This is a genomic window from Peribacillus sp. NPDC056705 (genome assembly GCF_043656335.1).
The window spans coordinates 205,268-224,999 of the sequence record NZ_JBHTYI010000003.1 but is presented as its reverse complement, the minus strand read 5'-3'; the positions used below and the strand labels follow the sequence as shown (position 1 = coordinate 224,999).

Below are 19,732 nucleotides of genomic sequence, written 5' to 3'. Positions count from 1 at the left end.
GATGGAAAAATGAAGCTTCACAAATTATTATCTTATTTACACTCCTTATTTACGTATGAAGGAGAAAATCCTGAAATCACCTCCATTGAAAATGATAACCGTAAAGTCATAGACGGAAGTTTATTTGTTTGTATAAAAGGTTATACAGTCGATGGCCATGATTTTGCCCGACTTGCTGTAGAACATGGAGCTGCAGCAGTCATTGCCGAAAGGCCGCTTGACCTCGATGTTCCCGTGATCATAGTCAGGGATTCGAGCAGGGCGATGGCGGTGCTTGCCGATGCATTCTATGGCCATCCAACTCAAAAGATGCGCTTGATCGGAATTACAGGTACGAATGGAAAGACGACGACCAGTCACTTATTGGAAAAAATTTTCGAGGATCGACAAGAAAAAACAGGCTTGATTGGCACGATGTATACAAAAATTGCCGATACGGTATATGAAACTAAGAATACGACGCCAGATAGCGTTACGCTGCAGAAGGCTTTTCATGAAATGGCCGAAGCATCCGTTACCACTGCGATTATGGAAGTTTCATCGCATGCACTTGAGCTTGGACGCGTCCATGGCTGTGATTATGATATTGCCGTCTTTACGAATCTCACACAGGATCATTTGGATTTTCATAAAACCATGGACAGATACAGGCAGGCAAAATCCTTGTTTTTCTCACAGCTAGGCAATGCTTACATAGAAAATCGTCCTAAATATGCTGTGCTTAATGCCGATGATGAGGCAGCAGCTGATTTCATTAAAGCGACTGCTGCTACAGTCGTAACATACGGCATAGACAAAGAAGCAGATATCAGGGCCAAGGATATACAAATTGATGCAAATGGCACATCGTTCACCTTGACAGCAGGTAAAGAAGAACGTTACATTCAGCTGAAGCTAATTGGTAAGTTCAGTGTTTATAATGTGCTCTCAGCAATCTCAGCTGCTTTGTGCGCCGGTAACGATCTAGATGAGACAATTAGATCCATCGAGGATATAAAAGGTGTTGCAGGCCGTTTTGAGCTCATTACAGCGAATCAGGACTTCGCTGTCATTGTTGACTATGCCCATACTCCGGACAGTTTAGAAAATGTTCTAAAGACTGTTGGCGAGTTTGCCAGAAAGAAAATTTTCGTGATAGTGGGCTGCGGCGGGGACCGCGACAAGACAAAGCGTCCCATCATGGCCGAAATTGCATGCAGCTTGGCGACTGACCCGATCTTCACTTCGGATAATCCGCGCAGTGAAGATGCTGCCCAGATCCTACGGGATATGGAAGCTGGTGTAGCAGGCAAAGAATATACCGTTATTGAAGATCGCAGGCAGGCGATAGCTTACGCTGTTACCAAGGCGGAAGAGGGCGACGTTATATTAATAGCCGGAAAAGGTCATGAAACCTATCAATTGGTCGGTGACGAAGTGCTTCACTTCGATGACCGTGAAGAAGCGGAAAAGGCGATTCAAAGTCGTCTGGGTTCAATTTGAACCAAAGCTGAAATTGCCTTTGCGAAAAATAAGAAAGGCTCATTTCGTAAAGATTGTTGTTTTTTAAAACTAAACGATTTAAGGTTGATGGAGCGCAAGTGCGAGACTCCTGCGGGAGCAGCGGGACTGGTGAGACCCCACAGGCGTTTACGCCGAGGAGGCTTACCGGCCGCCCTGCGGAAAGCGAGCATCTGGAGGGGAAATCAACCACACCGCTTTACTTGGTAAATAGCAACAAAGTATGCGAAAACAGCCATAAGAAAAGACATCAAGCAGATTTTTATATTTGAATTGTGTTAGGAATGAGGGAGTAAGGAATGTTGGAACAAGTGATTTTTTATACGATTTTGGTGGCGTTTTTAGTAACCGTTCTTCTTTCGCCGATTTTCATCCCATTTTTAAGAAGATTGAAATTCGGGCAAAGTATTAGGGAAGAAGGCCCACAATCGCATCTGAAGAAAACCGGCACACCCACCATGGGCGGTTTGGTCATATTATTATCTGTCACCATCGCTACACTAGTCATGACTTTGAAATTTTCGTCACCTTCAACCGAAACATATTTATTATTATTCGTTACTTTAGGTTTTGGTTTATTAGGTTTCCTGGATGATTTCATCAAAGTGGTCATGAAGCGAAACCTAGGATTGACTTCCAAGCAAAAACTGCTTGGACAAATTGTGATTTCTGTCATCTTTTACTTCGTCTTTAAGCAGACAGACCGTTTTAATCCAGAATTGACGATTCCAGGCACTGACTTTGCTTTTGATTTTGGCTGGTTTTATCTGTTTATCGTTATTTTCTGGCTCGTAGGTTTTTCGAATGCCGTCAATTTGACGGATGGGCTTGATGGACTTGTCTCAGGAACATCTGCCATTGCCTTTGGTGCTTTTGCCATTTTGGCCTGGAGTCAGTCACAATATGATGTCGCTATTTTTTCAGTGGCGGTTGTCGGTGCAGTACTCGGGTTCTTGGTATTCAATGCACATCCAGCAAAGGTTTTCATGGGGGATACGGGTTCCTTGGCCCTTGGGGGGGCGATCGCAACCATCGCCTTGTTAACGAAGCTTGAAATTCTCCTGGTGATCATCGGCGGAGTCTTCGTGATTGAGACGCTCTCGGTCATCCTGCAGGTAGGATCTTTTAAGACGACTGGTAAACGTATTTTTAAAATGAGTCCGCTTCATCACCATTATGAGCTTTCCGGCTGGTCGGAATGGCGCGTCGTCGTGACTTTCTGGACAGTGGGGCTGCTGTGTGCGGTACTCGGAATCTATTTAGAGGTGTGGATATAATTGAAAGAGACTGCAAAGTATTCAGAGAAAAAGATATTAGTATTGGGTTTGGCAAAAAGCGGAGTGATTGCAGCTTCGCTTCTACATAAATTAGGTGCTTTCGTGACGGTTAATGACATGAAGCCATTATCGGAAAATCCTGAGGCTCAAGGACTTCTTGAACAGGGAATCAAAGTCATCTGCGGCAGTCATCCGATCGAGCTTCTTGATGAGGGCTTCGAGCTGATCGTGAAAAACCCGGGAATCCCCTATCGGAACCCTATCGTAAAAGGGGCATTGGAAAAAGGGATCCCTGTTATCACGGAAGTTGAACTGGCCTATCAGATAAGTGAGGCACCTTTCATAGGAATCACTGGTACAAATGGGAAAACGACCACGACAACATTGATATATGAAATGTTGAAGACCGGTGAAAAATCCCCGCTGGTTGCCGGTAATATCGGGACAGTGGCTTCTGGTGTTGCTGAAAATGCAAAACCCGATGATTCGATCGTCATTGAATTATCATCGTTTCAGTTAATGGGAATAGATGAATTTCGTCCTGAAATCTCAATCGTGACAAATTTGTATGATGCACATTTGGATTATCACAGTTCCAAACAGGAATATGTCGAAGCAAAAGCTGCCATTACGAAAAATCAAATAGCCTCAGATTTCATGATTTTTAATGCAGATCAAGATCTTGTTTTGTCCATGGCGAAAAAGACCAAGGCTGAACTTGTTCCTTTTTCAGCTGAAGTGAAACATGAGAATGGAGCCTATGTGGAAGATGGTGCCGTCTGTTTCCGAGGAGAAAAAATCATTGAAGTTTCAGGGATAGCCCTTCCTGGTAAGCACAATTTGGAAAATGTGCTTGCGGCCATCTCAGCGGCCAAACTGAAGGGTGTAGCCAACGAAGCCATTCAGACTGTACTGAAAACATTTTATGGTGTGGAGCACCGTCTGCAGTTTGTGGCAACGATCGATCACCGTAAATTTTATAATGATTCGAAGGCGACGAACATTCTAGCAGCATCCAAAGCGCTAACTTCCTTTACGGAACCTGTCATCTTATTGGCGGGCGGTTTGGATCGCGGAAATGAATTTGATGAGTTGAAACCGGCGATGGAAAATGTCAAAGCCGTGATAACTTTTGGTGAAACGGCAGAAAAAATTGAACGGGTAGCCAAAGAATTAGGAATAGCGAATATAAAACGTGTCGATAATGTAGAAAAGGCCGTGCCGGCTGCATTTGAATTTTCAGATGAAGGCGACTGCATTCTTCTCTCCCCGGCTTGCGCAAGCTGGGATCAATATAAAACTTTTGAGCAAAGAGGAGACATGTTTATGGAGGCCGTGCATAAACTTAAGTAAGAGCTTTCGCAGAGAGAAGTTAACTTGCTTCTACGTTGACACCATGGAAAAAAGCGATAATGAGCCGTTATCGCTTTTTTTTTGACTAAAGTGCTGACAAGCAATCAGCATTGATGTTTTATATTCGCAGGCTCGAAAAACTTCCTAGAGGTGGATGTCCGTGCCATTAAAAAAATCGAATCCTGATCTCATTCTCATTATCGTCACCTTAAGTCTTTTGACTGTTGGATTAATCATGGTTTACAGCGCGAGTGCCATTTGGGCAACATATAAATTTGATGATTCGTTTTATTTTGCTAAAAGGCAGTTGCTATTTGCCTGCGTTGGTGTCATAGCCATGTTTTTCATCATGAATGTGGATTACTGGACGTGGCGGACATGGGCCAAAATCCTTATCATCATTTGTTTCATCATGTTACTGGCTGTGCTTGTACCAGGTATAGGAATGGCGAGAAATGGTTCAAGGAGCTGGATTGGTGTAGGTGCCTTTTCGGTGCAGCCCTCTGAGTTCATGAAGCTGGCGATGATCGCTTTTTTAGCTAAGTTTTTATCAGAACGGCAAAAGTTGATCACCTCCTTTAAAAAAGGGATGCTTCCATCCTTGGGTTTAGTGTTTTTGGCATTTGGATTGATCATGTTACAGCCGGACCTTGGAACGGGAACGGTGATGGTTGGAACGTGCATCGTTATGATTTTTATATCCGGGGCAAAAATCAGTCATTTTGTTGGCTTGGGGCTAATCGGGGTAGCAGGTTTTGTCGGTCTGATTTTATCAGCGCCCTATCGGATAAAAAGGATCACGTCTTTTCTGGATCCTTGGGAAGACCCTTTGGGCAGTGGATTTCAAATGATTCAATCGTTTTATGCAATCGGACCCGGGGGATTGTTCGGATTGGGACTCGGGCAAAGCCGCCAAAAGTTTTTCTATTTACCAGAACCGCAGACTGATTTCATCTTTGCCATACTTTCCGAGGAACTTGGCTTCATCGGGGGTTCTCTGGTCATTTTATTATTTGCGCTCATGCTTTGGCGGGGCATTCGGATCGCACTTGGTGCCCCTGATTTATATGGGAGCCTTGTAGCGGTGGGGATCATTGCAATGGTCGCCATTCAAGTGATGATCAATATAGGTGTGGTAACGGGTTTGATGCCAGTTACGGGTATCACCTTGCCCCTCTTAAGTTATGGCGGTTCATCATTGACGCTCATGTTGATGGCGATTGGGGTGCTCCTGAATATTAGCCGTTATTCAAGGTTCTGAAAATAAGTGAAATATAGGGTTTGGCTAAAGGGAAGTTCTGTTAAACGCAGGGCTTCCTTTTTTACGTTGAAAACCTTTGCAGGAAAACGATTTTGGATTGTGCTTTGCCGAAATTTAGAAATAAATGAAATGCCGCTTAAATATTACCATGTATGAATGTTAAGGAATCCACAATAAATATTGGCAATACGTCTTTGTTTAGACTATAGTATAAGAGGGTTAGGCCATACTGGGGCTTGCTTCTGCTCATTTTCTGCTAAATAGGCGTAATTAATCTTGTCATATAAGTGACCTCATGGAAGAGGAAATGAAAATTATAACTTGGAATTTTTGGAACAACAAGGAGGTTTATCATGGATAATGTGATAAAGCAATTAAATGAAATGAAAATCGGCAAAGTTCTTGAACAGGAACCGCTTGCAAATCATACAACTATGAAAATTGGGGGGCCGGCTGATTTATTCATCGTGCCGTCATCCATTGAAAATATAGAAAAAACAATGAAGGTCATCAAAGAAAATGAGATTCCATGGACGGTGATCGGCAGGGGCTCGAACCTACTTGTCAGTGATGGCGGAATAGAAGGTGCCGTGCTTAAATTGGGTAAAGGACTTGATCATCTCGAGATAAATGGGCCGGAGATAAAAGCAGGAGCTGGGGTATCACTTGTCAGCCTGTCCGTACAAATCAGTAAAAAAGGATATGCAGGATTGGAATTTGCCAGTGGGATTCCCGGTTCCGTCGGCGGAGCAGTCTATATGAACGCTGGTGCACACGGTTCCGATATGAGTGAAATTCTCAAGGAGGCACATGTTCTATTTGAAGATGGAACCCTAGCTTGGCTTTCGAAGGAAGAAATGGAGTTTTCTTATCGAACTTCTCTGCTTCAGAAGAAAAGACCTGGTATCGTACTGGAAGCAATTTTTCAATTGACAGAGGGTGATAGAACCGAAATCGTTGAAAGAATGCAGAATAACAAGAATTATCGTAAAGATACCCAGCCGTATAATCTTCCATGTGCCGGGAGCATATTTAGGAACCCACTTCCACACCATGCTGGTAAATTGGTCGAAAATGCAGGCCTGAAGGGACATTCCATTGGCGGAGCTCAGATTTCACCAATGCATGGGAACTTTATCGTTAACACAGGTAATGGAAGCGCAGCGGATGTTCAAGCGCTGATACAGCATGTGAAGGATACTGTGTTTGATAAATTTGAAGTTAAAATGGAAACAGAAGTGGAAATTATCGGCAGAAAATAGTAGGATTCATTATATCCAAATATTGTGATATAATGTGTTACCTTTTAAAGTTTGTTAATAACCAAATATAGAGTTTGTCTTGATTTCGCACTGTCAAGAACCATCCATTTTTTCAGGAAGAGGTGAAGGGGATGGAAAAGGGGAAAATCGTTTCCATTGAGGACCGCATCCCGAAATTAAAACAATTAAGAAAAAGCAAAGCAAACAGGCGGCTTGTTCTTTTGCTTTCCCTTTTCTTCATTCTGGTTGCTTGTGTGCTATATTTCTTATCTCCGTTAAGCTATGTGAAATCCGTGCAGGTGGAGGGAAATCGTTATATTACTTCCAAACAGATCATTAAACTGAGTAAGGTGAAGAAGGATCGAAGCATCTGGAAGGTTGATACAGGGGAAGCTGCAGCCAATATCAAAAAAAATAAAGAAATAAAAAGCGTTAAGGTGACTCCGATATTTCCTAATTCCATAAAAATTACGGTTTCGGAACATAATAGGATGGCATATCTGTCCAATAATGGGAAGTTTGCACCCATTTTGGAGAACGGGTCCGTTTTAGAGGAGCTGGCAACAGGTGAAATTCCAGTATTTGCCCCTGTTTTAATTGGTTTCAAAGAGGGTAAAGCATTAAAGTTGCTTTTAGAAGAGCTGGACAAGCTTCCTGTCGAGATTCAGAATGCCATTTCAGAAATTCATTACGCTCCAACCAAAACTGATGTCTACCATATCGTCATGTATATGAACGATGGGTTTGAAGTAAGTGCGACAAGCCGGACTTTATACGAGAAAATGATTCACTATCCATCAATTGTCAGCCAGTTGGATCCGAATGTAAAGGGAGTCATCGATCTGGAAGTGGGTTCTTATTTTAAGGCATATGAAGACGCTGAACAAAAGGAAGACACTAATGAGGAAAATTAATGGCAAACGGGTGATTTTACCCCTGGTTTGCGTGGTTCTCGGATTCATGATTGCCTTCTCTTACAATCTGACCAAAGAAGGTAAGGGTGCAGGGGAGGACAAAGCCTGGGATCAGGAATATGAACTCAGGCAGCAGCTGATCGAACAAGAGAAGCAGAACCGGGAACTTCAGAAGGAACTCCTTCAGAAGCAAGAAAATGTATCCCAAATAGAAAAAGACCTAGCGAAGGAAAAGCAGCTTTTTTTCAATTTGGCAAAGGATACGGAAAAATACCGTATGTTTCTCGGGAAAGTGAAAGTAAAAGGCTCAGGCCTGCAGGTGACTCTTGAAGATGGTACGGATATGGATTCAAAAGCCAATGTTAATAATTACCTCGTCCATGAACAGCATGTCTTCAAGGTCGTCAATGAACTATACATATCAGGTGCAGAGGCTGTTGCGATTAACGGTCAAAGGTTAAATCATGATTCATACATAATCTGTAATGGGCCTGTGATTACAATCGATGGTCAACAACATCCTGCTCCCTTCATCATTTCTGCGATTGGGGACCCGGATGTCCTGGGTGCTTCACTGGACTTACCCGGTGGCATCAAGGAACAGCTGGTTAATGAGAATATTACCTTTACAGTGGAAAAGCAAAAGAATATCATTTTTGATCCAATTATTGGAGGGTGATCAGACCGCCGGATTCGATGAAAGATTGGTGAGAAACTGGAAATGAAAAAAAAGCTTTCTTTTAGTTTGGTTACGTTGATTGCTGGCTTCATGCTCGCTATTCAATTCAATTTGGTGAATCAGCCTGTCGTTTCCGATACAAGGGATATGTGGGAGCTGAAAAGTGATTTATTGAAAGAACAGCAGACCCAGGCGGATTTAATAGAGGGTATCAGAAAGCTTGAGGGAAAAATAGCATCCTATGAAACAAAGAAAAATGAGAGTAAAGAAGAAGTATTGCGTGACACCCTGACCGAATTAAAGACAGACGCAGGTTTGACCGAAATTAAAGGTAATGGCGTCATCGTATCTATACAGCCCATCAAAGCAGATATCCTACTTGGTGAGAAGGTCGAGTATATTTCACCTGTTTTGATCATTCGGCTCATTAATGAAATGTATAGGTATGGCGCTGACGAAATTTCCATTTCAGGACAAAGGTATATATCAACATCGGTTATTCGTGATATTAATGGGCAGCCGAAAATGGACGGTTATCCTCTTGTTCATTACCCGGTCGAAATAAAGGCGATAACCGTTAATCCAAAGAAACTGAAGCAACGCATTGAAGGTTCCGAACTTATGGATGATTTCTTTATAGATAGTTTTGAAGTGCAGATCGATGTACCTTCCGGTGAGTTGACTTTGCCGGCCTACCAAAATGCTATTAATGTGGAACATATGGAACCCATTATGGATGGGGGGGAATCGTAATGTGGCTTCCGGTTTTTGGGTTATTAATAGGAATCACCCTTGGCTTTTTGGTGGATTTTGATATTCCCCATGAATATTCAAATTATCTTTCCATTGCCGTACTTGCTGCTTTTGATACCTTATTTGGGGGCATACGGGCTCATTTGCAAAATCTTTATGATGAAGTTGTATTTGTAACAGGATTCTTCTTTAATATTGTTTTAGCCGCAGGTTTGGCTTTTCTAGGTGTACATCTTGGTGTAGACTTATATTTAGCCGCAATCTTTGTGTTCGGTGTAAGGCTCTTTCAAAATATCGCCCTGATTAGAAGGATCCTAATTGAAAAATGGTCCATTTCCCGGAAAAAGCAGAAAAAAAATCTATAATTTTAAAGGGAATTAAGTTATAAATGACGAATAGTTTATGGCAGTATCTAGTTTATTAAGTGTATCAGTCTCGTTGAGAAGCGAACAATAAGCACCATAAAGTGGGAAATCTACGAGTTTTGTTCGTGAAATACAAAATGAACCGAATATCCATGGAATTCGCGAGTTGTTGTAATCAGTTCTGTTATTCTATAATGTATAAGACTTCGATATAAAAATGTTATTCTACTAATACATGTATAAAACTGAAGGAGGTGCCATGGAATGAACAGCAACGAAATATACGTAAGTCTTGACATCGGTACATCCAGTGTAAAAGTTATCATTGGGGAAATGGTCAATGACACATTAAATATAATCGGCGTAGGAAATGTTAAATCAGAAGGGCTCAAAAAGGGTTCGATCGTCGGTATAGATGAAACCGTCCAATCCATTCAAAAGGCTATAGAGCAAGCAGAACGGATGATAGGGATGGAGATAAAGAAGGTAATCGTCGGCATAAGCGGAAACCACGTGACGCTTCAGCCGTGCCATGGGGTAGTAGCGGTATCCAGTGACAATAAAGAGATTACCGAGCATGACGTTTTCCGTGTTAGGGAAGCAGCGGAGTTAATAACGATACCATCCGACAGGGAAATCATCGACGTGGTGCCGATTCACTACAAAGTTGATGAACTTGATGAAATCAGTGATCCAAGGGGCATGATAGGTGTCCGGTTGGAAATGAGGGGGATTTTAATCACAGGTCTTCGGACAATTTTACATAACACACTGCGCTGTGTGGAAAGGGCAGGGTTGGAAATAACTGATATTGCCCTTCAGCCGTTAGCCGCAGGTTCCCTTGTTTTATCCAAGGATGAAAAAGAACTTGGTGTGGCACTTGTCGATATTGGCGGTGGTTCCACGACTCTCGCAATTTTCGAACAAGGCTATTTACAATATACGTCTGTGATACCTATAGGCGGGGAAACACTTACGAAGGACCTTTCCATCGTTCTGAGGACAACGATGGAGGAAGCTGAGAAAATAAAAGTAAAGCATGGACATGCCTTTTATGATGACGCGTCTGAAGATGAAGTATTCCAAATACCGATCATCGGCAGCGATCAGCAGCAGACCTGCAACCAGTTAATGCTTTCGGATATCATTGAAGCGCGGGTGACCGAAATATTCGAGTTGATTCAAGATGATTTGAAGAGACTTGGTTTCCAGGATATACCTGGTGGTTTCGTGTTGACCGGGGGCGTCGTTAAGATGCCGGGAGTTCTGGAGCTAGCTCAATATGTGTTCCAAAACCGAGTAAGGACAGCTGAACCGAATTACATCGGTGTCAGGGAACCCCAATACACGACAGCTGTTGGTTTGATTAAACACGCATGCAAGAAAGAGAGAATGCAAAAAAACACCGCTAATAAAACTCCTGTAGCAGCTGGACAAGCTCAAGAAGAAAACGACCAGCGCAGCCAGAAGGTTTCTCAGAAAAACAAAGAGAACACGGCTAAAAAACAAGGTGAAAAAGGTGAATCTAAATTCAAAAAAATCCTGGGTTACTTTTTTGAATAACAATCATTAAGAATCGGGAATTTCGTCAAAATAGGAGGATTGTCATGTTGGAGTTTGATTCTAATCTAGAACAATTAGCAACGATAAAAGTAATAGGTGTTGGCGGCGGCGGAAACAATGCGGTAAACAGAATGATCGAGCATGGTGTACAGGGTGTTGAGTTTATTTCTGTCAATACTGACGCACAGGCTCTTAATCTATCTAAAGCAGAAATCAAAATGCAAATCGGTGGGAAGCTTACTCGTGGTTTGGGAGCAGGTGCCAATCCCGAAGTAGGAAAAAAAGCTGCCGAAGAAAGCAAAGAGCAGATTGAAGAAGCGCTTAAAGGTGCCGATATGGTTTTCGTAACGGCTGGAATGGGCGGCGGTACGGGAACAGGGGCTGCTCCTGTTATAGCGGGCATCGCTAAAGATTTAGGGGCTCTTACAGTGGGTGTAGTTACACGTCCGTTTACTTTCGAAGGCCGAAAACGTGCAACACAGGCACAAGGCGGGATTTCATCCATGAAGGAATCGGTTGACACACTGATCGTCATTCCGAACGACCGCCTCCTTGAAATCGTCGATAAAAGCACGCCGATGCTTGAAGCATTCCGTGAAGCCGATAATGTACTTCGCCAAGGTGTACAAGGGATTTCAGATTTAATTGCTGTTCCAGGTCTTATTAACTTGGACTTTGCCGATGTGAAGACAATCATGTCCAACAAAGGTTCCGCACTTATGGGAATCGGGATTTCCTCAGGGGAAAACCGTGCGGCGGAAGCGGCGAAAAAAGCCATTTCCAGTCCGTTGCTTGAAACATCGATTGATGGCGCCCAAGGCGTACTGATGAATATTACAGGTGGCACGAACCTAAGTCTTTTTGAAGTCCAGGAAGCGGCTGATATCGTGGCTACTGCATCCGATCAAGACGTAAACATGATTTTTGGTTCGGTTATCAATGAAAACCTTAAAGATGAAATCGTCGTTACGGTAATTGCAACAGGTTTTAACGAGGTTGAAGCTTCAATACGGCCTACTGGACGTCCAACACTCGGACAACAGCAGCAATCAAGACCTCAGACACAACAAACGCCACAGCAAAACGTGAAGCGTGAAGTGAAGAGAGAAGAAGTCAATGAACAGCCTGCACGTAATGCCAATCAAGGTGATGAGGCCTTGGATATTCCAACCTTCCTCCGTAACCGTAATAGGCGCCGTTAATACCGACGTCATATGCCGTTCCCATTTGGGGACGGTTTTTTGTCGTTAAGATAATGTGAACTCTTAAAAGCAATTGGTGTCAATTGACCTTATAATAATGGGGCGTTTCACTCGGACCGGAGTGATGAATGAAATTTGGATTATTGGATCCATGATACTTTCTGGATAACCTGTGAGCTGGAAGACGGAATTGTACAGGGTGGAATGCCTTGGCAGAATGGAGTCCACATCATTTGTTCACTTTCATTCATAATTGTAAAAAGATGAAGAGCAATAAATTATTAAACTTTTATAACATAAATCGACAGAAGTAAAAGGGAGCAGGATAGTCTCTAAGACGGTATTGAAAATATCAATGGCTGTTTTTCTACAAAAAGGGTAAAAATGACTGAAAAACTCTTAAGTTTTCAGTACAAAAAGTGACACACTTTCTAAGGGCAGGTACGCTATACTTTTTGCTAGTGGAAGGTTTGTTAATAAAGGGAGGGGAGGGTGTTTGACTTTATATTTAGATGTGATCTGGTTGTTGAATTGGTTATTTGACTGCCTCCTTTTATATTGGACCGCAATCATTCTTAAACGAAGGGTGGCTCTTTGGCGGGTATGCATCGGCGGATTGATTGGTTCCTTCATTATCGTATTGGCATTCACTCCTTTTTATGCAATTGCCGACCGAGTGTACATGAAGATTTTAGTATCCCTTATCATGGTGCTGGCAACCTTTGGGTTTAATAGGTTGAAACTTTTCATGAAATCGGTGGCCACTTTATATTTCATGACGTTTTTATCGGGAGGTATCCTTCTGGGACTTCACTACTTATTTGAATTCCAAATCGTGTCCAAGGACCCTGGTCAATATGAAGGAATCAACCGTTTTGGCGACCCTGTCAGCTGGATATTCGTAATGATCGGGTTCCCGCTCGCATGGCAATTTTCCAAGCGATCACTAGAAGGGATGGAGATGACCAAGCTTACACATGAGCAAATGGTTTCGGTCTCGGTTAAAATCTCTGACTTTGAAGGGAAATTTCATGGATTGGTGGATAGCGGCAATCAACTATATGATCCGATTACACGCTCCCCGGTCATGATCATCTCTCTTTCAGGTGGGGAAGCAGGAATTCCGGACGATATGCTAGAGCTCTTTAAAAATCCTGATAACCTGATAAGTCAGGAAACGCAGCCAGAATATTCATGGACAGGAAGAATGCGTGTCATCCCTTATAAAGTCGTGGGCCATGAACATCAGCTGTTAACCGCAATCAAACCGGATTACATTAAAATCATTCAAGGAGAAAAAGAATTTCATGTCAAGCAGGGTCTCGTTTCGTTTACCTTTCAGCAACTCTCTCCCGACAATAGCTATCAATCTATCGTTCACCCGAAAATGTTAACCGGGATACCGGTGCAAAATGCCTCCTGAACCATCAATTCACTCTTTAATTTGACCCATAATCCGTTTATTTAGAAGGGAGAATTATTTTGAAGAAATTCATTCTTCGGCTCACTTATTTTTGGTACAAACTATTGTTCAAGCTCGGATTGAAAACGGACGAAATATTTTATATAGGAGGGAGTGAGGCACTGCCCCCGCCCCTTTCGAAGGAAGAAGAGGCAATACTGATCAATAAATTACCCAATGGCGATGAAGCTGCACGTTCGATCTTGATTGAACGTAATTTAAGGCTGGTGGTTTATATTGCCAGGAAATTCGAAAATACTGGCATCAATATTGAGGATTTAATCAGCATTGGAACCATAGGTTTGATCAAAGCTGTGAATACATTCAATCCTGAGAAGAAAATAAAACTCGCTACATATGCTTCGAGATGCATCGAGAATGAAATATTAATGTATTTACGCAGAAATAACAAAATCCGTTCTGAAGTTTCTTTTGATGAACCCCTGAATATTGATTGGGATGGAAATGAACTTCTGTTATCCGATGTACTTGGAACGGACGATGACATTATCACGAAAGACCTTGAGGCAAATGTTGACCGTAAGCTGCTGACAAAAGCACTTACACAGTTATCCGAACGTGAAAAACAGATAATGGAACTCCGTTTTGGGCTTGCAGGCGGAGAAGAAAAAACCCAAAAGGATGTTGCCGACATGCTGGGGATTTCCCAATCTTACATTTCACGTTTGGAAAAAAGGATTATTAAGAGGCTTCGTAAAGAATTTAATAAAATGGTGTAAAAAAATAAAGTGCTTAAATGTCAATCAAATCAATACTTTGATACCTATATTGAAAAATAATGGGGATTTTCTGTTCTAGCCATGTGCATATTTTTTCCTCCCGCGGAAATACTGTTTTTTGTACAGCGCTCCTGTGAGGAGGGAATAATTTTGTCTCGTAATAAGGTTGAAATCTGCGGTGTGGATACATCAAAATTACCGGTTTTAAAGAATGAAGAAATGAGAAAACTCTTTAAAGAACTGCAAGATGGCGATATTTCAGCAAGAGAGAAACTGGTAAACGGGAATCTTCGACTCGTTCTAAGCGTCATTCAACGCTTCAACAATCGGGGAGAGTATGTAGATGATCTATTTCAGGTAGGCTGTATAGGGTTGATGAAGTCGATAGATAACTTTGACCTAGGTCAAAATGTTAAGTTTTCAACGTATGCTGTTCCGATGATTATTGGAGAAATCAGAAGATATCTTCGTGACAATAATCCGATTCGGGTATCCCGTTCTTTAAGAGACATTGCTTACAAAGCTTTGCAGGTAAAAGAAAAGCTCATAAGCCAGACCCTTCGTGAGCCGACAGCTGAAGAAATCGCCAAGGTGTTGGAAGTGCCTCATGAAGAAATTGTTTTTGCACTAGATGCTATACAAGATCCAGTTTCACTTTTTGAACCGATTTATAATGATGGCGGGGATCCGATTTATGTACTCGACCAACTGAGTGATGAAAAAAATAAAGATAGTACCTGGATTGATGAAATAGCTATAAATGAAGGCATGAGACGGTTGAATGACCGGGAAAAAATGATCCTTCGCAAACGGTTTTTCCAAGGGAAGACGCAAATGGAGGTAGCCGAGGAAATCGGCATTTCACAAGCACAGGTCTCCCGATTGGAAAAAGCGGCAATCAAACAAATGAATAAAAATATCCAACAGTAGAAGCTGAGCATGAGAAAAGTTAGCTGAAGCGGGTAGGGCAAAAATGTCAATACCCGCTTAACGCTACTTATCCATAGCGGCTTTTTTATTTTGTTGAAAATCCCTTCCGGAAGGGATCGTGATCGAATGGACGTTTATTTATCGTATTCTTCATCCTTGAGCGCATCATGTCATATACATAGGAATAGGACCTTCATCTATGATGAAATTTTGAGGAGCTGAGTGATGTGACCAGGATTTCCGAATTTCAAATTAAGGATATCGTCAATATAGCGGATGGCAAGAAATTAGGTAATATGTCAGATCTTGAAATCAATACGGCCACGGGGAAAATAGAGGCCATCATCGTTTCTAGTGGAACTAGATTGATGGGTTTTTTTGGCAGGGAACAGGATATTGTGATCCCGTGGCGTAAAATAAAAAAAATCGGTGCAGATGTCATCCTTGTTGAGCATCAGACTGTTTTTCAAGCAGAAGTGAAAGATGAACGGTTTTAAAGGTGCGTGGTCCAAATATATGATACACTAGACTAAAAATAAAGAGGTTTATAGCATGAAAGAGCCATTTGTTTTAATCAAGGATCAATATATGCTCATTGACAGCTGGAGACAAAAAAATCTCCAGCTCGTAGCGGGCTTCACCACAAAAAATGGGGGAGTCAGTACAGGTGATTTTCAATCATTGAATACCGGTTTTCATGTCGGTGATAAACTTGAAGATGTCCAGGGAAGCCGCAGGATTATAGCTGATAAGCTGACGTTTCCGCTTAATGAATGGATAGGCGCCGAGCAGACACATGAAACGAAAATCCATCAAGTTACCAGCCGCGATGGCGGGAGAGGTGCTACGGATTATGATTCAGCCTTTAAAGCGACTGACGGATTCTATACGAAGGACCAAAACGCTCTATTGACCCTTTGCTATGCAGACTGCGTGCCCTTATACTTTCTTGCTCCGGCACATGGTATGATTGGGGTGGCACATGCCGGCTGGAAGGGTACGGTTAATGGAATTGCACGAAAAATGGTTGAGGCATGGCTGAGTGAGGGTATAAAAGCTAGTGAGATATTTGCTGTTATTGGACCGTCGATTTGTTCGAAGTGCTATGTAGTTGATGATTATGTCATGGATTTAGTGCAGAATATGCTGGTAGATATTGACGAAAAGCCCTATAATTTAATCAGTGAAGGACAATATCAGTTAGACCTTAAGCAACTTAATGCATTGATTCTTCAAAAATCAGGAATTCCAAAAAGTCAGATCGACGTTACATCATACTGTACCAGCTGTGATCATGAATTGTTTTTTTCACATCGCCGTGATAACGGGAAGACAGGAAGGTTGATGAGTTTTATCGGTTGGAAGGAGGATTTAGAGTAACAGTGAAAGTAGTGGACAATTTAAAAAACATCGAAGAAAAAATAAATAGAGCATGTGAGAATAGCGGAAGGGACCGTGAAGCGATAAAGTTGATCGCGGTGACGAAATATGTTTCGGTCGAGAGAGCGAATGAAGCATTGGAAGCGGGAATACTTGATTTAGGTGAAAACCGTGACGAAGGGCTTTTGACTAAATATGAAGTGCTGAAGGACAAGCCAAACTGGCATTATATCGGTTCCATGCAAACACGCAAAGTAAAGAATGTCATCGATAAAATTTCGTATATCCATTCATTGGATCGCATTTCTTTGGCAGAAGAAATTCAAAAACGTGCAGATGAGCCGATAAACTGTTTAGTGCAGGTGAATGTTTCTGGTGAGGAATCAAAACATGGCCTGGGTCCTGAGGAGACGATGGATTTCATCAAAGGATTATCCAAGTTTGATAAGGTGAATGTTGCAGGATTGATGACAATGGCTCCACTGACCGATGATGAACAGGTTTTGCGGGAATGCTTCCGAAAACTGAAAGGCATCCAGGTTGAAATACAAAATTTAGAGTTGAAGCATGCCCCCTGTACTGAATTGTCCATGGGGATGTCCAATGACTTCATGATTGCCATTGAGGAAGGCGCTACAATGATCAGGATTGGTACAGCACTTGTAGGCGAATAATTTTAAGGAGGTACCCTATAGATGTCGTTCGTATCAAAATTTAAATCTTATTTCGCGCTGGATGATGAGTATGAGTACAAGGATGAAGTGATGGAAGAAGAGGAGGCTGAACCAAAAGTCGTGAAGTCAGCTAAACAGCATCAGTCCGCTTCTGCAGGGAATCATGCCAATCAGAATATCGTAAGTTTGCAAAGCGTACAGAAATCTTCTAAAGTAGTATTATTGGAGCCCCGAGCTTATGCAGAAGCCCAGGAGGTAGCCGACCATTTAAAAAACAGGCGTGCTGTAGTCGTGAACCTTCAACGGATCCAGCATGACCAAGGAAAGCGAATCATTGATTTTCTAAGTGGGACTGTTTATGCAATCAGCGGGGATATCCAAAAAATCGGAACAGATATATTCTTATGTACCCCGGACAACGTCGATGTTTCCGGTAATATTACCGGCTTCGCCGCCGAAGAGGAGTACGAAGAAGCGAGGTGGTAATGGTTAATGGGTTTAGTGCTTCAGGGTTTATATTATTTAATTGAAATTTATTCAATGGCATTAATCGGTTACATATTGATGTCATGGTTCCCTAATGCAAGGGAGACATCGATCGGTCAATTTCTGGAAAAGATTTGCGAACCGTATTTAGAACCGTTCAGAAAGTTCATCCCGCCACTTGGCATGATCGATCTTTCACCTCTTGTGGCTTTGCTGGTACTTAATTTTGCCAGCGGTTATGGAATCTATTACTTACAGACTTTAATAGGATGATCAACAACTAACCTGACATGATCTTACTACACAGTCGGAAGATTCTCCGCTGTGTAGTAGCAACGCAGAGCCGTTTAATCAATTTCTTATGATCGTTCATTAATTTGATAACTAAGGAGCATTTATTCAATCATGAGTATTTATCAGCATTTCAGGCCGGAGGAAAAAGATTTTATTGACCAGGCTATGAATTGGATCGATCAGGTTAAAAATTCCTACGCTCCGAAACTATCTGATTTTCTTGATCCGCGTCAGCAGGAAATCCTTACTTCCTTATTGGGGAATGATCCGGATGCGAAACTGCAATTCAATGGCGGGGGCGATTTCGTAGAGCGAAAACGTGCGCTCATTTACCCTGATTATTATTCTCCTGAACCATCGGATTTCAATATCTCCTTATACGATATCTCCTATCCAAAAAAGTTTGTTACGCTTGAACATAGGCAAATACTTGGAACCTTAATGTCACTAGGGGTAAAACGTGAAAAATTTGGTGATATAATAGTGACGGAGGAGCACACTCAGTTTATAGCTGCTGAGGAGATGGATTCGTATCTCACAGGGAATCTGGAGAAAATAGGCAATGCTTCTGTTTCCATCAGACGTCTTCCAATCGAGGATATCGTCCAAATTAAAGAAAAATGGGAAGAGCAAGTAACCACCGTCAGTTCTCTTAGGATTGACAGTGTGCTTTCGTCCGTCCTGAACATGTCCCGTCAAAAAACGCAGGCCTTGATAGCGTCAGGTAAAGTAAAGGTGAATTTCAAGCAAACGGAAAACGTCTCGGAAGAATGCCGTGAAAATGATACACTTTCCATCAGAGGTTTTGGCAGATGTAAAATAGCTTCAATCGATGGAAAAACCAAGAAGGATAAGTGGAGAATCTCGTTAGGCAGACAAAAATAATTCAATAAAAAGCAGGATTTATAAATTTATTGTCGAATATAGAGTTTTAACATACTAGAGTAGAAACCGTTCTGGAGGTGCCGTAATGCCCTTAACCCCGATAGATATACATAACAAGGAATTTAACAAAGTATTTCGTGGGTATGATGAAGATGAAGTTAATGAATTTCTCGACCAGGTCATTAAAGATTATGAACTGATTTTGAGGGAGAAGAAAGAACTTGAAGATAAACTGAACGAGACTTTTGATCGTTTGGGACATTTTACGACAATTGAGGGTACACTTAACAAGTCGATTATTGTCGCTCAGGAAGCAGCCGAGGAATTAAGGCGCAATGCCCAAAAAGAAGCGAAACTGATCATAAAGGAAGCAGAGAAGAACGCGGACAGGATCGTCAATGAGTCACTCGTGAAAGCAAGGAAAATAGCGATGGATATTGAGGATTTGAAAAAGCAATCCAAAGTATTCCGGACGCGTTTCAAAATGCTTGTCGGTGCACAGCTCGATTTGCTGGACAATGACGATTGGGATCATCTTCTGGATTATGAAGTTGATGCGACCGAAATAGAATTAAATGAGAGAGTGGAAGAGGAAATTTAAACGATTCCTTGACTTTGAACACTTTTTTCGCATATAATTTTTTAACAATACTATTCATTATGAAATTAGACGATGACAGGGAAAGTAAATTCTTCACACACTTATTTTTAGCGAACCGGGGATGGTGAAAGCCCGGAATAAGCGAAGATAT

At 41.9% G+C, this 19,732-nt stretch carries 21 protein-coding genes; all 21 read left to right on the top strand.

Annotated features, from left to right (window positions below; genetic code table 11):
- Positions 1 to 9 precede the first annotated feature (9 nt).
- The 21 genes from ACFRAK_RS05740 (at position 10) to ACFRAK_RS05640 (ending at position 19,581) form a co-directional block, all read left to right on the top strand.
- Complete coding sequence (locus ACFRAK_RS05740; protein WP_387599732.1) at positions 10 to 1,482, top strand: UDP-N-acetylmuramoyl-L-alanyl-D-glutamate--2,6-diaminopimelate ligase; 1,473 nt, start codon at positions 10 to 12, stop codon at positions 1,480 to 1,482.
- Positions 1,483 to 1,799: 317 nt separating this feature from the next.
- The gene (gene mraY / locus ACFRAK_RS05735) at positions 1,800 to 2,777 is read left to right on the top strand and encodes a phospho-N-acetylmuramoyl-pentapeptide-transferase (RefSeq protein ID WP_192203963.1); all 978 of its coding nucleotides are present in this window, start codon (positions 1,800 to 1,802) and stop codon (positions 2,775 to 2,777) included.
- Positions 2,778 to 4,130, top strand: a complete 1,353-nt coding sequence (murD, locus tag ACFRAK_RS05730; RefSeq protein WP_394571414.1) for a UDP-N-acetylmuramoyl-L-alanine--D-glutamate ligase — start codon at positions 2,778 to 2,780, stop codon at positions 4,128 to 4,130. It begins immediately after the preceding gene.
- 160 nt (positions 4,131 to 4,290) lie between these two features.
- Positions 4,291 to 5,391, top strand: coding sequence for a stage V sporulation protein E (gene spoVE / locus ACFRAK_RS05725; RefSeq protein ID WP_192203965.1), 1,101 nt, complete (start codon positions 4,291 to 4,293; stop codon positions 5,389 to 5,391).
- 353 nt (positions 5,392 to 5,744) lie between these two features.
- Entirely contained in the window at positions 5,745 to 6,653 is a 909-nt protein-coding gene (gene murB / locus ACFRAK_RS05720; protein WP_394571413.1) for a UDP-N-acetylmuramate dehydrogenase, read from the top strand.
- Between the two features lie 131 nt (positions 6,654 to 6,784).
- Positions 6,785 to 7,567: a cell division protein FtsQ/DivIB gene (locus ACFRAK_RS05715; protein ID WP_387599741.1), complete on the top strand. Its 783-nt coding sequence runs from the start codon at positions 6,785 to 6,787 to the stop codon at positions 7,565 to 7,567.
- Positions 7,554 to 8,246 carry a DUF881 domain-containing protein gene (locus tag ACFRAK_RS05710; RefSeq protein ID WP_387599744.1) on the top strand — a complete coding sequence of 231 codons (693 nt, stop codon included), beginning with the start codon at positions 7,554 to 7,556 and terminating at the stop codon, positions 8,244 to 8,246. Before ACFRAK_RS05715 ends, ACFRAK_RS05710 begins: the two co-directional genes overlap by 14 nt.
- A gap of 42 nt (positions 8,247 to 8,288) precedes the next feature.
- Positions 8,289 to 8,999, top strand: a complete 711-nt coding sequence (locus ACFRAK_RS05705) for a DUF881 domain-containing protein (protein WP_387707157.1) — start codon at positions 8,289 to 8,291, stop codon at positions 8,997 to 8,999.
- Positions 8,999 to 9,364 carry a small basic family protein gene (locus ACFRAK_RS05700; protein ID WP_098371078.1) on the top strand — a complete coding sequence of 122 codons (366 nt, stop codon included), beginning with the start codon at positions 8,999 to 9,001 and terminating at the stop codon, positions 9,362 to 9,364. The genes ACFRAK_RS05705 and ACFRAK_RS05700 overlap by 1 nt, the downstream gene beginning before the upstream one ends.
- A 264-nt stretch (positions 9,365 to 9,628) precedes the next feature.
- Positions 9,629 to 10,927, top strand: coding sequence for a cell division protein FtsA (ftsA, locus tag ACFRAK_RS05695; RefSeq protein ID WP_394571412.1), 1,299 nt, complete (start codon positions 9,629 to 9,631; stop codon positions 10,925 to 10,927).
- Between the two features lie 44 nt (positions 10,928 to 10,971).
- Positions 10,972 to 12,129 carry a cell division protein FtsZ gene (gene ftsZ, locus ACFRAK_RS05690; RefSeq protein WP_101224586.1) on the top strand — a complete coding sequence of 386 codons (1,158 nt, stop codon included), beginning with the start codon at positions 10,972 to 10,974 and terminating at the stop codon, positions 12,127 to 12,129.
- Positions 12,130 to 12,625: 496 nt separating this feature from the next.
- A complete protein-coding gene (gene spoIIGA / locus ACFRAK_RS05685; RefSeq protein WP_394571411.1) occupies positions 12,626 to 13,552 on the top strand; it encodes a sigma-E processing peptidase SpoIIGA in 927 nt (308 codons plus the stop codon).
- Between the two features lie 59 nt (positions 13,553 to 13,611).
- Positions 13,612 to 14,331, top strand: coding sequence for an RNA polymerase sporulation sigma factor SigE (sigE, locus tag ACFRAK_RS05680; RefSeq protein ID WP_034313874.1), 720 nt, complete (start codon positions 13,612 to 13,614; stop codon positions 14,329 to 14,331).
- Between the two features lie 150 nt (positions 14,332 to 14,481).
- Entirely contained in the window at positions 14,482 to 15,261 is a 780-nt protein-coding gene (sigG, locus tag ACFRAK_RS05675) for an RNA polymerase sporulation sigma factor SigG (RefSeq protein WP_034313871.1), read from the top strand.
- Between the two features lie 227 nt (positions 15,262 to 15,488).
- On the top strand, positions 15,489 to 15,758 hold the full coding sequence (locus tag ACFRAK_RS05670; RefSeq protein WP_394571410.1) for a YlmC/YmxH family sporulation protein: 270 nt from the start codon (positions 15,489 to 15,491) through the stop codon (positions 15,756 to 15,758).
- 55 nt (positions 15,759 to 15,813) lie between these two features.
- Positions 15,814 to 16,641 carry a peptidoglycan editing factor PgeF gene (gene pgeF, locus ACFRAK_RS05665; protein WP_394571409.1) on the top strand — a complete coding sequence of 276 codons (828 nt, stop codon included), beginning with the start codon at positions 15,814 to 15,816 and terminating at the stop codon, positions 16,639 to 16,641.
- A 2-nt stretch (positions 16,642 to 16,643) separates the two neighbouring features.
- A complete protein-coding gene (locus ACFRAK_RS05660) occupies positions 16,644 to 17,315 on the top strand; it encodes a YggS family pyridoxal phosphate-dependent enzyme (RefSeq protein WP_260284204.1) in 672 nt (223 codons plus the stop codon).
- Between the two features lie 21 nt (positions 17,316 to 17,336).
- Positions 17,337 to 17,801 (top strand): cell division protein SepF, encoded by a 465-nt coding sequence (locus ACFRAK_RS05655; protein WP_076366647.1) that lies wholly within the window; start codon positions 17,337 to 17,339, stop codon positions 17,799 to 17,801.
- Positions 17,802 to 17,807: 6 nt separating this feature from the next.
- Positions 17,808 to 18,074 (top strand): YggT family protein, encoded by a 267-nt coding sequence (locus tag ACFRAK_RS05650; protein ID WP_053345253.1) that lies wholly within the window; start codon positions 17,808 to 17,810, stop codon positions 18,072 to 18,074.
- A gap of 132 nt (positions 18,075 to 18,206) precedes the next feature.
- On the top strand, positions 18,207 to 18,980 hold the full coding sequence (locus tag ACFRAK_RS05645) for a YlmH family RNA-binding protein (RefSeq protein ID WP_394571408.1): 774 nt from the start codon (positions 18,207 to 18,209) through the stop codon (positions 18,978 to 18,980).
- Positions 18,981 to 19,065: 85 nt separating this feature from the next.
- Positions 19,066 to 19,581: a DivIVA domain-containing protein gene (locus tag ACFRAK_RS05640; protein ID WP_034313857.1), complete on the top strand. Its 516-nt coding sequence runs from the start codon at positions 19,066 to 19,068 to the stop codon at positions 19,579 to 19,581.
- Positions 19,582 to 19,732 lie beyond the last annotated feature (151 nt).

Coding starts and splice junctions, on each gene's coding strand:
- ACFRAK_RS05740 (WP_387599732.1), top strand. CDS start 10: ATGAAGCTTCACAAATTATTATCTTATTTACACTCCTTATTTACGTAT.
- mraY (WP_192203963.1), top strand. CDS start 1,800: ATGTTGGAACAAGTGATTTTTTATACGATTTTGGTGGCGTTTTTAGTA.
- murB (WP_394571413.1), top strand. CDS start 5,745: ATGGATAATGTGATAAAGCAATTAAATGAAATGAAAATCGGCAAAGTT.
- ACFRAK_RS05715 (WP_387599741.1), top strand. CDS start 6,785: ATGGAAAAGGGGAAAATCGTTTCCATTGAGGACCGCATCCCGAAATTA.
- ACFRAK_RS05710 (WP_387599744.1), top strand. CDS start 7,554: ATGAGGAAAATTAATGGCAAACGGGTGATTTTACCCCTGGTTTGCGTG.
- ACFRAK_RS05705 (WP_387707157.1), top strand. CDS start 8,289: ATGAAAAAAAAGCTTTCTTTTAGTTTGGTTACGTTGATTGCTGGCTTC.
- ACFRAK_RS05700 (WP_098371078.1), top strand. CDS start 8,999: ATGTGGCTTCCGGTTTTTGGGTTATTAATAGGAATCACCCTTGGCTTT.
- ftsA (WP_394571412.1), top strand. CDS start 9,629: ATGAACAGCAACGAAATATACGTAAGTCTTGACATCGGTACATCCAGT.
- ftsZ (WP_101224586.1), top strand. CDS start 10,972: ATGTTGGAGTTTGATTCTAATCTAGAACAATTAGCAACGATAAAAGTA.
- pgeF (WP_394571409.1), top strand. CDS start 15,814: ATGAAAGAGCCATTTGTTTTAATCAAGGATCAATATATGCTCATTGAC.
- ACFRAK_RS05655 (WP_076366647.1), top strand. CDS start 17,337: ATGTCGTTCGTATCAAAATTTAAATCTTATTTCGCGCTGGATGATGAG.
- ACFRAK_RS05650 (WP_053345253.1), top strand. CDS start 17,808: ATGGGTTTAGTGCTTCAGGGTTTATATTATTTAATTGAAATTTATTCA.
- ACFRAK_RS05645 (WP_394571408.1), top strand. CDS start 18,207: ATGAGTATTTATCAGCATTTCAGGCCGGAGGAAAAAGATTTTATTGAC.
- ACFRAK_RS05640 (WP_034313857.1), top strand. CDS start 19,066: ATGCCCTTAACCCCGATAGATATACATAACAAGGAATTTAACAAAGTA.